12 protein-coding genes and 1 tRNA gene are annotated in these 15350 nt (G+C 57.4%); 7 read left to right on the top strand and 6 right to left on the bottom strand.

Features of this window, described 5'->3' with window-relative positions; translation table 11 throughout:
* Positions 1 to 78: 78 nt before the first annotated feature.
* From gloB to KTN04_RS02375, 7 genes are all read left to right on the top strand, one after another.
* Positions 79 to 855 carry a hydroxyacylglutathione hydrolase gene (gene gloB, locus KTN04_RS02345; protein ID WP_217333600.1) on the top strand — a complete coding sequence of 259 codons (777 nt, stop codon included), beginning with the start codon at positions 79 to 81 and terminating at the stop codon, positions 853 to 855.
* Between the two features lie 64 nt (positions 856 to 919).
* Complete coding sequence (locus tag KTN04_RS02350; RefSeq protein WP_217333601.1) at positions 920 to 2545, top strand: lytic transglycosylase; 1626 nt, start codon at positions 920 to 922, stop codon at positions 2543 to 2545.
* 3 nt (positions 2546 to 2548) lie between these two features.
* Complete coding sequence (locus KTN04_RS02355) at positions 2549 to 2800, top strand: hypothetical protein (RefSeq protein ID WP_217333602.1); 252 nt, start codon at positions 2549 to 2551, stop codon at positions 2798 to 2800.
* A 50-nt stretch (positions 2801 to 2850) separates the two neighbouring features.
* Entirely contained in the window at positions 2851 to 4656 is a 1806-nt protein-coding gene (locus tag KTN04_RS02360; protein ID WP_328515949.1) for an extracellular solute-binding protein, read from the top strand.
* Positions 4656 to 5741, top strand: a complete 1086-nt coding sequence (locus tag KTN04_RS02365; RefSeq protein WP_217333699.1) for a microcin C ABC transporter permease YejB — start codon at positions 4656 to 4658, stop codon at positions 5739 to 5741. The genes KTN04_RS02360 and KTN04_RS02365 overlap by 1 nt, the downstream gene beginning before the upstream one ends.
* A gap of 2 nt (positions 5742 to 5743) precedes the next feature.
* The gene (locus KTN04_RS02370; RefSeq protein ID WP_217333603.1) at positions 5744 to 6766 is read left to right on the top strand and encodes an ABC transporter permease; all 1023 of its coding nucleotides are present in this window, start codon (positions 5744 to 5746) and stop codon (positions 6764 to 6766) included.
* A gap of 1 nt (position 6767) precedes the next feature.
* On the top strand, positions 6768 to 8363 hold the full coding sequence (locus KTN04_RS02375; RefSeq protein WP_217333604.1) for an ABC transporter ATP-binding protein: 1596 nt from the start codon (positions 6768 to 6770) through the stop codon (positions 8361 to 8363).
* Positions 8364 to 8432: 69 nt separating this feature from the next.
* Here the strand turns inward: KTN04_RS02375 and KTN04_RS02380 are convergent, their stop codons facing one another.
* The 6 genes from KTN04_RS02380 to KTN04_RS02405 all read right to left on the bottom strand — a co-directional run bounded on the left by KTN04_RS02380 (position 8433) and on the right by KTN04_RS02405 (position 15296).
* Positions 8433 to 10316 carry a SurA N-terminal domain-containing protein gene (locus tag KTN04_RS02380; protein ID WP_217333605.1) on the bottom strand — a complete coding sequence of 628 codons (1884 nt, stop codon included), beginning with the start codon at positions 10314 to 10316 and terminating at the stop codon, positions 8433 to 8435.
* A 185-nt stretch (positions 10317 to 10501) separates the two neighbouring features.
* Positions 10502 to 10578: transfer RNA gene (locus KTN04_RS02385), tRNA-Asp, on the bottom strand.
* Positions 10579 to 10604: 26 nt separating this feature from the next.
* Positions 10605 to 10937: an HU family DNA-binding protein gene (locus KTN04_RS02390; protein WP_217333606.1), complete on the bottom strand. Its 333-nt coding sequence runs from the start codon at positions 10935 to 10937 to the stop codon at positions 10605 to 10607.
* Positions 10938 to 11009: 72 nt separating this feature from the next.
* Positions 11010 to 13436 (bottom strand): endopeptidase La, encoded by a 2427-nt coding sequence (gene lon, locus KTN04_RS02395; protein WP_217333607.1) that lies wholly within the window; start codon positions 13434 to 13436, stop codon positions 11010 to 11012.
* 192 nt (positions 13437 to 13628) lie between these two features.
* Positions 13629 to 14222, bottom strand: a complete 594-nt coding sequence (nfuA, locus tag KTN04_RS02400) for a Fe-S biogenesis protein NfuA (RefSeq protein WP_217333608.1) — start codon at positions 14220 to 14222, stop codon at positions 13629 to 13631.
* Between the two features lie 81 nt (positions 14223 to 14303).
* Positions 14304 to 15296, bottom strand: a complete 993-nt coding sequence (locus KTN04_RS02405; RefSeq protein WP_217333609.1) for a glycosyl transferase family protein — start codon at positions 15294 to 15296, stop codon at positions 14304 to 14306.
* Positions 15297 to 15350: the final 54 nt, after the last annotated feature.

Raw genomic sequence — 15350 nt, forward strand, 5'->3', positions numbered from 1 at the left:
GCATTATTATACAGTACCCTTGGCACCCTCTGAACCGTGAAACCCCCTGTGCAAACGGGCAACTTACAGGATACCATCATGTTTGATGTCACCCCCATTCCGGCTTTCAACGACAACTATATCTGGGCCCTCACATCGGCACGAGCACCGGGTGAAACGGTCGTAGTGGATCCGGGTGATGCTGTACCGGTCCTGAACTGGCTACAGCAACAGGGACTGAAGCTCAGCGCAATACTGATTACCCATCATCACCATGACCATACCGGCGGTGCAGACCAGTTGCGGAAACATGGTTCTGCCCCCGTATATGGTCCGGTAGACTCCCCTTTCGAAGGCATTACGAACCCTCTCAGGGATGGTGACACTCTGTCCATTCTCGGACACACACTGAACATAAAGGCGGTCCCGGCCCATACCCGTGACCATATCAGCTACCTGCAGCCTGAGGACACACCACAGCTGTTCTGTGGCGACACCCTATTCCTGGCAGGCTGTGGCCGCCTATTCGAGGGTACCGCCCGCCAGATGCTGGATGCCATGAACTACTTTTCTTCTCTGGACGACAGTACAGAAGTGTACTGCACCCACGAATACTCCTTGGCCAACCTGGCGTTTGCAGCCAGTGTCGAGCCTGGCAATGCAGATATCCGTCGTGTACATGAGCACTGCCACCGACTGCGCCAGCAGGGCCATCCCACGCTGCCGTCAAGCATCCAGCAGGAAAGACACATCAACCCGTTCATGCGCACAGCAGAGACAGCCGTCGCCCAGGCCGCTGAACATTTCAACGGCAATCCACTGGAGTCAGAGGTAGCCGTACTGGCTGCGCTGCGGGAGTGGAAAAACCGGTTCTGATTGACCCCTCTTGGCCGGGTCCATAGAATCATGTTTTTCAAGGTTATTTCAGGACAGATTATCCATGCGACTTGTGCCTGCCGCCGTTATGGCCGCGACCCTGGGGCTGGTGTTGACCGGATGTCAGACCCAGCCCATGAAATCCGGTGTAGATGCCGCCACACCGGCACTTCACCCTTCAAAAGTTGAGCAGGCACAACAAAAGCCTCTGAAAGACGAGGCCCAGCTTGATCTTTGGGCCCTGACGCGGGCTCACATGCAACTGCCACTGGATCTGGATCAGCCCCGGCTTGAACGTCAGCTGAAGTGGTACAGCAAGCACCCGAAATACATGACCCGGGTTACCGAGCGCGCGGTACCCTACTACCATCACATCATTCATGAAGTGCTGAAGCGGGACATGCCGGCCGAGATTGCGCTACTACCGATTGTCGAAAGTGCCTTTGACCCCTTCGCCTATTCACATGGTCGTGCAGCCGGCCCCTGGCAGTTCATTCCTGGTACCGCACGCCACTTCGGCCTGCGTTCGAGCTGGTGGTATGACGGCCGTCGAGATATTCTGGCATCCACTGACGCCGCCCTGACCTACCTGCAGCAGCTCAACAAACGCTTTGACGGTGACTGGCTGCTGGCTCTGGCTGCCTACAATGCCGGGGGTGGCACAGTCAATCGCGCCATCCGCCGTAACCGCGAGCAGGGCAAGCCCACCGATTATTGGTCACTGGATTTGCCGAGTGAAACAGAAGCCTACGTGCCCAAGCTACTGGCTGTTGCACGCATGGTGCGCGATGCCGAGGCGATGAACATCAGCCTAACCCCCATCGACAACGAGCCGCACTTCGATATCGTGAAAACCGGCGGCCAGATCGACCTGGCCCGCGCGGCCGAAATGGCTGAGATGGACCTGAAGACACTGTACCGCCTCAATCCCGGCTTCAATCGCTGGGCGACTGACCCCGAAGGCCCTCACGCTCTGCTGGTGCCGATCGAGCAGGCCGAACGCCTGCGCAACCGAATCGCTGAACTGCCTGCAGACCAGCGAGTCAGCTGGCACCGTTACACGGTCAAACCCGGCGACACCCTCAGCGGCATTGCCCAGCACTTCAACAGTTCCGTGAGCGTCATCCGTCAAGGCAATCGTCTCAAGGGCAGCACCATTCGAGTGGGTCAGGGGCTGGTCGTCCCCAAGCCCAGCCGCGCAAGCGAGCAGTACGCCCTGAGCACCACTCAACGCAAACAGGCACGCATCAAGGCACTGGAGCAGCGCAATCAAGACTCCCGGTATCATCACGTCAGCGAAGGCGAAAGTTTCTGGAGCATTGCCCGTCATTACGGTGTCGGTGTGCGCGCACTGGCACGCTGGAACCAGATGGCGCCCGGCGATACCCTGCGTACCGGGCAAAAACTCCTGGTCATCGGTGCCGGCAACACCCAGGCACGTATTAAGGCCGATGAAGCCACCAACCTGGCGGCCACCACGCTGCCGGCCAGCATACCCGAGTCTGTCAGTCGCGCGATGACACGCAAAGTAGGCTATCGCATTCGCAAAGGCGACTCGCTTTCACGCATTGCCAGCCGGTTCAATGTCAGTGTCGGTGAAATTCTGCGCTGGAACAGCCTGGACGCGAATACTCTGTTGCGTCCCGGCCAGCCGCTGACACTGTATGTCAATATTGCCGACGCGAGGTAAGCATTGGACGGGCTCAGTATTTTCATTATTGTCGTATCCGTGGTGTTGGCCATCGCATTCAAATGGGTTCTGTTTCGCAAGATTCAGCACTGGATGGATCAGGACTTGATCAAGCAACTGGCCGGTGGTGATGACCAGTGGCTGGCGGCCCTGCAACAGCATCACCAAGCAATGCTGGCAGACGGCGTAAAGCGTGAAGAACGCCATCGCCGGTTGCAGCAGCAGGCCGACTCGGGCGAACCACTGCCACATTAGACAGTCATACCCCGAGTCGACACTTCCAGCATGAGCCAAAGGAGATAGCCGTGTCCGGTAAAGTCAGTTACTTCACCTCCACCCTCAGGACGGCCCTGCTGCTATTGCTCGGCAGCATGTCCTTTGTCACCCATGCCGCTACCGCGTCTCAACATGGCATCGCCATGCACGGCAGCCTCAAGTATCCCGCCGATTTCAGTCATTTCGATTACACCAATCCGGATGCTCCCAAGGGCGGGCAATTGCGCGAAGCCGCCATCGGCACCTTCGATAGTCTCAATCCCTTCATCATCAAGGGCACCGTCGCCGAAGGCACAGGATTGTTGTACGACTCGCTGCTGGCACGAGCGTATGACGAGCCCTTTTCACTCTATGGCCTGCTGGCCAAACAGTTGCGGGTCGCCGAAGACCGCAGCTGGATTGAATTCGATATCCGCTCTGAGGCACGCTTCAGCGATGGCAAACCGGTCCGTGCTCAGGACGTTGTCTTTACATTCGAGACTCTGCTCGACAAGGGCAGTCCGTTTTTCAAGAGCTATTACGGCGACATCAAGCAGGTCACCGCCCTGTCTGAGCGCAGCGTTCGCTTTGAGTTCAACGCCACGATAAACCGCGAACTGCCACTGATCGTGGGTGAAGTCCCCATACTGCCGCAGCATTACTGGGCCGATCGCGACTTCTCGACTCCTTCGCTTGAGATTCCGACCGGTTCAGGCCCCTATCGCATCGCGCGAATCGATCCGGGCCGTACGGTCGTGTACGAGCGCCGCGGCGATTACTGGGGTACCGACCTGCCTGTGAACCGGGGCCGACACAACTTCGACATCCGCCAGTACGATTACTACCGTGACAGCACGGTTGCACTGGAAGCTTTCAAGGCCGGCGAGTATGACTTCCGTGCCGAGTACTCATCCAAGGCCTGGGCGACGGGGTATACCGGCGCGCCCTTCGAAGACGGCCGCATCCTCAAAGAAGAGATTGAACACGGCAACCCCCGCGGCATGCAGGGCTTTGTCATGAATACGCGCCGCGACCTGTTTGCCGACGCTCGGGTACGCCAAGCCCTGACCCTTGCCTTCGACTTCGAATGGACCAATCGCAATCTGTTCTACGGGGCCTACACACGCAGCAACAGCTACTTCTCTAACTCGGACATGGCCGCTACCGAACTGCCAACCAAGGCCGAGCTGGACATTCTTGAACCCCTGCGCGACCAGTTGCCTGCCGAGGTATTCACTCAGGTTTACCAGGCGCCCAGCACCGATGGCAGTGGCCGCAACCGCCAACAGCTGCGGCAGGCCCTGCGCCTGCTTCAACAGGCCGGCTGGCGCCTGGACAACGGACGCCTGGTCAATAGCCAAGGCACCCCCTTCCATTTTGAAATCCTGCTAGTGCAGAAAGAATTCGAACGAGTGGCATCACCCTTTATTCGCAATCTGGAGCGTCTGGGCATCAGTGCCGATATTCGCATCGTCGACGTATCCCAGTATATAAACCGCCTGCGCCAGTTCGATTTTGATATGGTGGTCTCCAGCTTCGGCCAGTCCAGCTCGCCCGGCAACGAACAGCGCGACTATTGGCATTCGCAGTCTGCAGATCGTGTCGGCAGCCGCAACCTGATCGGCATCAGCAACCCGGCCATCGATCAACTGGTGGAATTGTTAATTGCCGCCCCCGACCGGGAACAACTGGTACTGCGTGCCCGCGCACTCGACCGCGCCCTGCAGTGGAATCACTATATCATTCCGCACTATCACATCAGCGCCTGGCGCATCGCCTACTGGAATCGATACCGCCACCCCGAGATCAGTCCGACCCATGATCTGGGGCTGGATACCTGGTGGGCAACTCCCTGATGGCCGCTTACATTGTTCGACGACTTCTGCTGATCATCCCGACCCTGTTCGGGATACTGCTACTGAATTTCGTGCTAGTGCAGTTTGCCCCCGGCGGACCGGTCGAAAAGACCTTGGCACAGCTGGAAGGACTGGAGGTAACCGCTGCCAACCGTATCGGTAGCGGACAACAGTCCGATGTTGCCGCCGGCAGCAGCGATTCCGGCTACCGCGGCGCCCAGGGGCTAGACCCATCACTGGTGGCCGAAATCGAGCAACTGTATGGCTTCGATAAGCCCGCACACGAACGCTTCTACCAGATGCTGGTTAATTATCTCCAATTCGATTTCGGCAAGAGTTTTTACAGCGACAAGACTGTGATCGAGCTGATCGTCGAAAAGCTCCCCGTCTCCATCTCGCTGGGCCTCTGGACTACACTGATCGCCTACCTCATTTCGGTTCCCCTGGGAATTCGCAAGGCCGTGCGTGACGGCACCCCCTTTGACGTCTGGAGCAGCAGCGCCATCATCGTCGGTTATGCCATTCCCAACTTTCTGTTTGCCATTCTACTGATTGTCATCTTCGCCGGCGGCACCTGGCTGGAGTGGTTCCCCCTGCGGGGGCTGACATCACCCAATTTCGACGAACTGACCTGGTGGCAGCAGATAGGCGATTACTTCTGGCATATCACCCTACCGGTCCTGGCTTCGGTCATTTCAAGTTTCGCTACCCTGACCATGCTGACCAAAAACTCTTTTCTGGACGAAATCAACAAGCAGTATGTGCTGACGGCACGCGCCAAGGGACTGAGCGAAAACGCCGTGCTGTATCGACACGTATTCCGCAACGCCATGCTATTGATCATTGCCGGCATGCCTGCCGCGCTAATCGGCATTTTCTTTACCGGCTCCATGCTGATCGAAGTGATCTTCTCCCTCGACGGGCTTGGCCTGCTGGGCTACGAAGCCGTGATCAACCGCGATTACCCGGTCATCTTCGGCACGCTGTATATCTTCACGCTGGTCGGGCTACTCATGAAGCTGATCAGTGATGTTACCTACACCCTGGTCGACCCTCGCATCGACTTCTCCAGCCGGGAGGTATGAGCATGACGCTTTCTCCCCTGCAACGCCGCCGTCTGGACACCTTCAAGCGCAATCGCCGTGGTTTCTGGTCACTATGGATCTTCCTGGTGCTGTTCGGCATCAGCCTGTGTGCGGAACTGGTCGCTAATGACCGCCCACTGCTGATCAGCCATGCCGGCGGCTGGTCCTCTCCACTATTGCGCGATTACACGGAAGCGCACTTCGGTGGCGAGTTCGCCCTCCCGGCCGACTATCGTGATCCCTATTTTCATGACCTGATAACCGAGCAGGGCGGCTGGATGCTCTGGCCACTGATCCGTTTCGGTCACAACACTATCAACTACGATCTGGAACAGCCCGCACCTTCGCCACCGACACGCACTAACTGGCTGGGCACTGATGACCAGGGGCGGGACGTCCTCGCACGTGTCATCTACGGCTTTCGCATCTCAGTGCTGTTCGCACTGGCCCTGACCCTTGCCAGCTCGATCATCGGTGTTTGTGCAGGGGCCGTGCAGGGCTATTATGGCGGACGTCTCGACCTGCTGTTTCAGCGCTTCATCGAAATCTGGTCCGGCTTGCCAGTGCTGTTTTTGCTGATCATCCTGGCCAGCCTGGTACAACCGAACTTTTGGTGGCTGCTGGGCATCATGCTGCTGTTTTCCTGGATGAGCCTGGTGGATGTGGTCAGGGCCGAATTCCTGCGCGGACGCAACCTCGAATACGTCCGCGCCGCACGAGCATTGGGCCTCAGCGATGTGCGCATCATGTATCGGCACGTCCTGCCCAATGCCATGATCGCGACTCTTACCTTCATGCCCTTCATCTTCAACAGTGCCATCGTGACCCTGACAGCACTGGATTTTCTCGGCTTTGGCCTGCCCCCCGGATCGGCTTCACTGGGCGAACTGGTGGCTCAGGGCAAGGAGAATCTGCACGCCCCCTGGCTGGGCATCACCGCATTCGTGTCTCTGTCCGTCATGCTGACGCTGCTGATTTTTATCGGGGAAGCCGTTCGCGATGCCTTCGATCCGAGGAAAATCTGACATGCATAAATCACTGATCTCGGTTGAGCATCTGAGCGTGCACTTTCAGGGTGCCGATGCACCGGCCGTAAAGGATGTCAGCTTCAGCATTGAAGCCGGCAAGACACTGGCACTGGTGGGAGAATCGGGTTCCGGCAAATCCGTCACTGCCCTGTCACTGCTGCGCCTGCTGTCAGAGCGGCAGGTCCACTATCCACAAGGGCGTATCTGCTATCAGGGCGAAGACCTGCTGCAGGCCAGTGAAGCCCGGCTACAGCAAATTCGCGGAAACCGCGTCGGAATGATCTTTCAGGAGCCGATGACCTCCCTCAACCCCCTCCACACGCTGGAAAAACAGATCAGTGAGACACTGCGCCTGCACAAGGGCCTGAGCCTGAACACATGCCGTGAGCGTGTCATCGAGCTGCTGGAACTGGTCGGTATCGACCAGCCGGCACAGCGCCTGAATCATTATCCGCACCAGCTTTCAGGCGGGCAGCGCCAACGCGTCATGATTGCCATGGCTCTGGCCAACGAGCCCGAATTGCTGATCGCCGATGAGCCGACCACCGCCCTTGACGTGACCATCCAGCTACAGATTCTGGAGCTGCTGCAGTCCCTGCAACAAAAACTCAACATGGCCATTCTGATCATCTCCCATGATCTCAACGTGGTGCGGCGCGTGGCCGACCATGTCTGCGTCATGCATCAGGGTGAAGTAGTGGAGAGCCAGCCAAGCCGTGATCTATTTGCAGCCCCGAGACACGAATATACACGCCTGCTGCTGGCTGCCGAACCCGAGGGCATGCCTGCGCCGCTGGAGGATCAAGCGACTGAACTGCTGTCCACCCATCAGTTGAAAGTGGTATTCGAACAGTCTCAGGGGCTGTTCGCCCGCACCTGCCGGAAGCACCAGGCCGTGAACGGCATCGATCTCAACCTGTATCGCGGCGAAACGCTCGGCATTGTCGGCGAGTCCGGCTCCGGCAAAACCACGCTGGCACTGGCCATCCTGCGACTGATCCGTAGCCAGGGAGAAATCCGCTTCAAGGGAAAGTCAATTTCGGCATTGAAGCAGAAACAGCTGACACCCCTGCGTCGACAGTTGCAGATCGTGTTTCAGGACCCCTACGGCTGCCTGAGCCCGCGTATGAACATTTTCGAGATCATTGCCGAAGGGTTGGCGGTTCAAGGCTGTCATGACGAGGCAGAACAGACCCGGCTCGTATGCCAGGCCTTAGAAGACGTAGGCCTGCCAACAGACGTACGGCATCGCTACCCGCACGAGTTCTCGGGCGGCCAGCGCCAGCGTATCGCCATTGCCCGTGCTCTGGTGCTGCGTCCAGAGCTGATCATCCTGGACGAGCCCACTTCGGCGCTGGATCGAACTGTACAGAAGCAGATTATCGAACTGCTGCGCCAGCTACAGCAACGCTATCAACTGAGCTACCTGTTCATCAGCCACGACCTGGCAGTAGTCAAGGCCATGAGCCATCGCGTAATGGTTATGCAGCAAGGCAAGGTAGTGGAATCAGCCGATACCGCCAGCCTCTTTGCCGCACCGCGCGAGCCCTACACGCAACAACTACTGCAGGCGGCCTCTGTGCCAGCAGAATAGCCCCCCGAGCACTCCCCTAACAAACGAGAAAGCCACCCCAAGGTGGCTTTCTCGCAAGAACTATCCATATCAGTTGCGTTCAATTTCGGCTTTGGCCTCCAGTGCCTGTACGTGCGCACGATAGAACAGCTCTCCCTGACGAGTTGCCAGCGTCTGCTGCAGCTGTTCAACCAGAGGATCACCAACCTCTTTTGGCTCATTCACCGCACGCAAGCGAACGATGGCCTGATCGCCACCGGGCAGTGTAACGATCTCCAGGCTCGGCTTATCGGCCTGAGGGCGCGGCATGGCGAACGCGGCACGGTTGACGGCCAGCGGCATCTCTCCGCTGTCGCGCAACACGGCATCCGCCTGGTTCCAGTTCAGACCCTCGGCAACCGTTTCCAGCGCCTCACCGGCATCTAACTGTTCCACCAGGGCATCCAAGCGCGCCTGCAGGGCAGCTTCCGCTTGTTCCTGGCGCAACTCAGATGTCAGCTGTTCTGCCACTTCGTCCAGTGAACGCTGACGTGCAGGAATGCTCTCCTGAACACGCACGACCACGGCCTTTTCACGGCTCAGCTCAATGGTTGAACTGTTCAGTCCTTCGTTCAGCAGATCGGCACTGAACGCCGCACGGATCACCTTCGGATTCGACGTCAGTTCGCTATTGCCACCGGTTTCGCCAAAAGCTTCAGTCTGCTTGATTTCAAGACCAAGCTCTTCCGCCGGCACCTGCAGATCGGCCGCCGAGAAACTCAGGTCAGCAAGCCGCTCCAGTGCGGCCACATAATCGGCTTCCGCGTCTGCAGCGGCCAGCTCACGACGCAGATCCGCTTCACGCTGCTCGAATGAGGGCGGCTCGCTACTCTGGATTTCGTTCAACTGAATCAGGTGATAACCAAACTCTGTGCGCACGGGTTCTGAAAGCTGTCCTTCCTCCATGGCGAATAGAGTGTCTTCGAACGGACCCACCAGCATGCCACGCGGATTAAGACCCAGATCTCCCCCTTGGGAAGATGACCCCAGATCATCCGAGTATTCACGAGCAGCATCAGCAAAACTCAGCTCGCCTGACAGAATACGTTCACGCAGCTGTTGTGCTTCGGCACGCACGTCCGTTTCCGAGCGGCCGTCAAGGTCCAGCAGAATATGGGCGGCACGGCGCATGTCATCCGCCTCGAACCGCACCAGCTCCTGCTCGTAAGCAGAACGCAGGTCGGCTTCGGAAACACTGTCGGGATTGATGAAGTCGGCCTGTTCGATCTCAACATAAGACAATACGACCTGCGGCTCGGTCATGAATCGATTCTGCTCCGCTTCGTAACGCTTGGAAAGCGTGTCCTGGTCGATTTCGATACTGGCTTCAGCTTCCGCCAGCGAGAAACGCACCCAGTCGATATCACGGGTCTGCTCAGCCAGGTAAGCCAACTGCTGTGCCTGCGCCGGTGTCGCGAAGGCCGACAGGCTGTACGCACCACGCTCCTGTGCGGTAAGCAGCGCCCGTCGCAGCACATCACGGTACATCAACGGCGTCAGCCCCTGGCCGCGCAGCATCAGTTCGAACTGGTTGCGGTCAAAACGGCCATCTTCGCCTTGGAACACCTCCTGCGACACGATAAGCTGATCAAGCATCTGCTCGGAAATGTGCAAATCCTGAGCTTGTGCCGACTGCAACAGCACCTTTTCATTGATCAAGCGGTCCAGTACCGAACGGCGCAGTGCTACTTCATCAATGGCAGCCGGATCGGCATCTTCACCCATCCGGGACAGGATCTGACGGCGCTCCAGTTCCAGTTCCCGCTGCAGATCAATATTGCTGACATCTTCGCCATTGACTTCGGCGGGCGCTTTCTCGCTATTGGCCAGGCCGATCAGCGACTCGACCCCGAAGAGAGCAAAGGTGACAATGATCAGACCCACGATCACCTTGGCGATAATCCCCTGTGAATTTTCCCTGATGGTTTGAAGCATGGTAGGCGTACACTCTGATTCTTTATAAAAAAAGCGCATTCGGATGAATGCGCTTTTATCAATCACATCACGTTTTCGGTGCAAGACCGAATACGGTCATGGACGGATAGTAAACACGGGACAGGTGACCCCTGTTTACCGGAAAGACACGTGCTGAAACAGGCAGAAAGGTGTCTTTCTCGTGTTGGCGGAACGGACGGGACTCGAACCCGCGACCCCCTGCGTGACAGGCAGGTATTCTAACCAACTGAACTACCGCTCCCGAGCAGTCAGGACTTCAGGCCCTGCTTACTTGTTGACTGCGTCTTTCAGCGCCTTGCCCGGCTTGAACGTGGGCAGAGTTGCAGCAGCAATCTCGATCGGATTGCCTGTCTGCGGGTTGCGACCGGTACGTGCCGCACGCTCTTTGGTTGCGAAAGTACCAAAACCGACCAGAGCAACCGACTCACCACGCTGCAGCGCTTCGGTGACAGATTCCAGAGTCGCGTCCAGCGCACGGCCGGCAGCCGCTTTAGGAATGTCAGCCGCAGCGGCAATAGCATCAATCAGTTCAGATTTATTCACAGTGTTCCCCTTGTAGAATCGTTGTCTAGTTCTATCCGTTGTCGTTGCCCAGCGCATAGTTGCAACTTTATACCAACTGCCCGAAACCGGTGTCAACTGGCCACAGCCCTTTTCTGCTGGGGCTTTGCGTTAATGTGTGCTCACTTGACTTGGCTCTTTTGCCGCCTGCTTGGCTTCGGCAGCAGCCGCTTCTTCATCCACCTCAGGCAGTGGTTCAGGCTGGTATGCCAGAGCGATGTCGAGCACTTCGTCAATCCATTTGACAGGACGGATATCAAGATCTGCCTTAATGTTGTCCGGAATTTCCTTGAGATCACGGGTATTTTCTTCAGGGATGATTACCGTACGGATGCCGCCACGGTGTGCAGCCAGCAGCTTTTCCTTCAGCCCTCCGATCGCCAACACCTGACCACGTAGCGTGATTTCACCGGTCATGGCGACCTCTGAACGGACTGGAATGCCAGTCAACGCGGAGACCATGGCCGTACACATACCAATACCCGCACTGGGGCCGTCCTTGGGCGTAGCACCTTCCGGAACATGGATGTGGATGTCACGCTTCTCATGGAAGTCCGGCGCCACACCCAGAGAACGGGCACGGTTGCGAACCACCGTCATGGCGGCCTGGATAGACTCTTTCATTACGTCGCCCAGGGAGCCGGTATGAATCTGGCGCCCCTTGCCCGGCACCACAGCCGACTCGATGGTCAAGATATCACCGCCAACGGAGGTCCACGCCAGGCCGGTGACCTGACCAATCTGGTCCTGCTCTTCCGCCATGCCGAACTTGAACTTCTTAACGCCGCTATATTGCTCCAGCTCCTCGGGCGTGACCTCAACCTTGCCGCCCTTCTGCTCCAGTGCCAGCTCACGGACAACCTTGCGCGCTACCTTGGCAATTTCCCGCTCCAGGCCTCGCACACCGGCTTCACGGGTGTAATAACGGATCAGATCAAGCACGGCAGCATCACTGATCTCCAGCTCGCTGGCCTTGATGCCATTATTCTTGAGCTGCTTTGGAATCAGATACTTGCGCGCAATATTGAGCTTTTCGTCTTCGGTATAGCCCGGAATGCGAATGATTTCCATGCGGTCCAGCAGCGGCCCCGGAATATTCATCGAGTTAGAGGTACACACGAACATCACGTCGGACAGGTCGTAATCGACTTCCAGGTAATGGTCGTTGAAGCTGCTGTTCTGCTCCGGGTCCAGCACTTCAAGCAGCGCTGACGCCGGATCTCCGCGGTGGTCCATCCCCATCTTGTCGATTTCATCCAGCAGGAACAGCGGATTCTTGACACCTACACGGGACATTTTCTGGATCAGCTTGCCCGGCATGGAGCCGATATAGGTACGGCGGTGGCCGCGAATTTCGGCTTCATCACGCACCCCGCCCAGCGCCATACGCACGTACTTGCGGTTGGTGGCCCGCGCGATGGAGCGACCCAGTGAGGTCTTGCCGACACCCGGAGGACCAACCAGGCACAGAATCGGTCCTTTCAACTTCTTGACGCGCTTCTGCACGGCGAGATATTCCAGAATGCGGTCCTTGACCTCTTCCAGTCCGTGGTGATCCTCGTTGAGGATCTTCTCGGCATGCTTCATGTCCAGACGCACGCGCGAGCGCTTGGTCCAGGGAATTTGCAGCATCCAGTCGATATAACCGCGTACCACCGTTGCCTCGGCACTCATCGGCGACATCATCTTGAGCTTGTTGTACTCGCTCAGGGTCTTGTCGAGTGCTTCCTGCGGCATACCTGCCGCTTCGATGCGTGTTTTCAGCTCCTCGATATCGGACGCGCCGGTTTCGTCCATATCGCCAAGTTCTTTCTGAATCGCCTTCATTTGCTCATTCAGATAGTACTCGCGCTGACTCTTTTCCATCTGCTTTTTGACGCGACCACGAATGCGCTTTTCCACCTCGACCAGGTCAATCTCGGCTTCCATCAGCGACATCAGATGTTCCAGGCGCTCGCGAGCCCCAAGGATTTCAAGAATGTTCTGCTTTTCTTCCAGCTTGAGCGCCATGTGGGCGGCAATGGTATCCGCCAGGCGGCCAATTTCATCGATGCTCTGCAGCGAACTCTGCACCTCGGACGGAATCTTCTTGTTGACCTGAGCAAAGCGCTCAAACTGATCCAGAGCCGTCTTGCGATACACCTCAGCCTCGGAGGCGCCGACTGTTTCGACGGGCAGTACGCTGACACGTGCGCTGAAATGTTCCTCTTCTTCAGTCAAACTGGCAATGCGAGCACGGTAGTCGCCTTCAACCAACACTTTCACCGTGCCATCCGGCAATTTCAGCATCTGCAGCACGTTAGCCACACAACCGACGGCAAAGAGATCATCAGCACTGGGTTCGTCTTCCGAAGCACTCTTCTGCGCTACCAGCAGGATCTGCTTGTCGCTTGCCATTGCCAGCTCCAGCGCATGGATAGACTTCTCACGGCCGACAAAGAGCGGGATCACCATGTTGGGATAAACCACCACATCGCGCAGCGGCAGAACCGGAAGCTCGACGGTCGGGGCGTCATCTTTTGCTTCAAATTGATCCATGATGGAGTGCCTCTCTACAGGGCGCCAACAGTTGATGGCGCGACTTGGATAATTGTCAGATTAGTCTTTCAATGGGGCTGGATACAGCAATTACAACCGCTTAAGCCGGTTTTTTGTGGCAGCCCCGCCAAGGCGGGAGAATCAAGGGGCCGAAGCCCCTTACGAACAAGACAGTTTCAGGTGCATCTCCAATTACTTGAAATAGGCATTTTCGCGCACACTGTGGTCGGTATCATCACGCACACCCGCGAGACCCGGCACGCGTTCCATCAACGTTTTCTCGACACCATCCTTGAGTGTCATGTCCACTGCACTGCACCCCTGACAGCCACCACCGAAGCGCAGGATCGCAACCGGCCCCTGCTCTTCCTCAACCAACTCCACCAACTTGACCTCACCCCCGTGAGATGCAAGTCCCGGATTGATGTCGGCGTAAAGTACGTAGTTGATCTGTTCATCCATGGGGCTATCCGGCGATACCTTGGGCACCTTGGCATTCGGCGCCTTGATCGTTAGCTGCCCGCCCATGCGGTCTTCGGCAAAATCGATATACGCTTCTTCGAGGTATGGCAGGCTATTGCGCTCCATGTAAAAACGCAGCAGCTCGTAGTCCATGATTTCATCTTCCGGATTGACCTCATCCGGACGGCAGTAGGCGAGACAGGTCTCGGCATAGGCCGTACCCGGCTGCGTCACGAACAGACGCACTGCAATGCCTTCAACGTTCTGCTTTTCAAGCAATTCTGCCAGGTAACGTTCGGCAGATTTTGTAACCGTAATTGTCATAACCCAACCTTGTAAATTCCGTACGTCAGATGAGATCAGGATACACTCAAACCAATCCCGAGTAAATTGATCGGTTATTGATCAAAAGGCGTCTCGCGCCCGCGCTTGCCAGAGCACTCGGGCTTCTTCGAACCAGGTGGCAGGCGCCTGCTGCCTATCGGTCGATAGCAGACACAGCACACCCGCCAGGGTGCTGATAACTGCCGCCTCACCGTAGTCGTGCTCTAGCTCTCCACGCCAGACCCGCAACAGATCCTGCGGGTCAAGAACATCTTCACGCACCAGTCGCTGCGGGTAGAGCCTGGGCCAATCACCTTCTGACAGAACCCCATTCTTGACCCAGTGCAGTTCGGAGTCGGAATCCGGTTTCATTTCCGCTTCGCCGCCATCTCCCCGGATAGTCAGGCTGTTGCGTGTACCCAGCAATTGCGCCGTTCGCTGATGCATGGGGGCATACGGCGGATGAAACACGCCATCCACACAACAATCAGCTGCCAACGGATTCAACAGACGACACAGTGTATGAACCGGCGACCTCAACCCCAATACGGGCCTGAGCGCAATCAGTTCACCCAACCGCGGCACCAGGGTGTCAATGGACATGAATGCCAGCCCTCGGGCATCCAGGTCACGTGCCACCTCGGACCATGAGTGGGCCGATTGCAATCCGAACAGACTCAGCATGTCCTCGGTGTACAAACGCCCCGGCGTGTGTCCGCGCGCGCCGTGCATGAAAATGCGCACACCACGTTGGGCCAGCACCAGCGCCGCCAGCACAAACCAGGGCAAGCGCCGCTTCTTGCCGGCGTAACTGGACCAGTCCAGATCAACCCGCAGACCATCCGGTACAGCCAACCGGGCCCGGACAGCATGGGCAAACCCCATCAATTCTTCCGGTGCCTCCTCCTTCATGCGGATCAGCATCAGGAAGGCACCCAGCTGTTCCGGTCGCACCTGATCATCCAGAATCATGCCCATGGCCGCTTCTGCTTCTTCGGTCGTCAGGGATCGACTGCCCTTCTTGCCTTTACCCAGAATACGAACGAACGGTGCGAACGGGTGTTCGTTGGTCATGTAAACGCCTCTTGCCGACAAGGATGAATTCACCTGAGGGACACCCGTTTGCTA

This window comes from Marinobacterium weihaiense, from assembly GCF_019061305.1.
Lineage (GTDB): Bacteria > Pseudomonadota > Gammaproteobacteria > Pseudomonadales > Balneatricaceae > Marinobacterium > Marinobacterium weihaiense.

What these genes read in the sequence shown, in the direction of transcription:
- KTN04_RS02405 (WP_217333609.1), bottom strand. Translation starts at nt 15,296, where the DNA reads ATGACCAACGAACACCCGTTCGCACCGTTCGTTCGTATTCTGGGTAAA.
- KTN04_RS02390 (WP_217333606.1), bottom strand. Translation starts at nt 10,937, where the DNA reads ATGCGCTGGGCAACGACAACGGATAGAACTAGACAACGATTCTACAAG.
- gloB (WP_217333600.1), top strand. Translation starts at nt 79, where the DNA reads ATGTTTGATGTCACCCCCATTCCGGCTTTCAACGACAACTATATCTGG.
- KTN04_RS02365 (WP_217333699.1), top strand. Translation starts at nt 4,656, where the DNA reads ATGGCCGCTTACATTGTTCGACGACTTCTGCTGATCATCCCGACCCTG.
- KTN04_RS02375 (WP_217333604.1), top strand. Translation starts at nt 6,768, where the DNA reads ATGCATAAATCACTGATCTCGGTTGAGCATCTGAGCGTGCACTTTCAG.
- nfuA (WP_217333608.1), bottom strand. Translation starts at nt 14,222, where the DNA reads ATGACAATTACGGTTACAAAATCTGCCGAACGTTACCTGGCAGAATTG.
- lon (WP_217333607.1), bottom strand. Translation starts at nt 13,436, where the DNA reads ATGGATCAATTTGAAGCAAAAGATGACGCCCCGACCGTCGAGCTTCCG.
- KTN04_RS02370 (WP_217333603.1), top strand. Translation starts at nt 5,744, where the DNA reads ATGACGCTTTCTCCCCTGCAACGCCGCCGTCTGGACACCTTCAAGCGC.
- KTN04_RS02350 (WP_217333601.1), top strand. Translation starts at nt 920, where the DNA reads ATGCGACTTGTGCCTGCCGCCGTTATGGCCGCGACCCTGGGGCTGGTG.
- KTN04_RS02380 (WP_217333605.1), bottom strand. Translation starts at nt 10,316, where the DNA reads ATGCTTCAAACCATCAGGGAAAATTCACAGGGGATTATCGCCAAGGTG.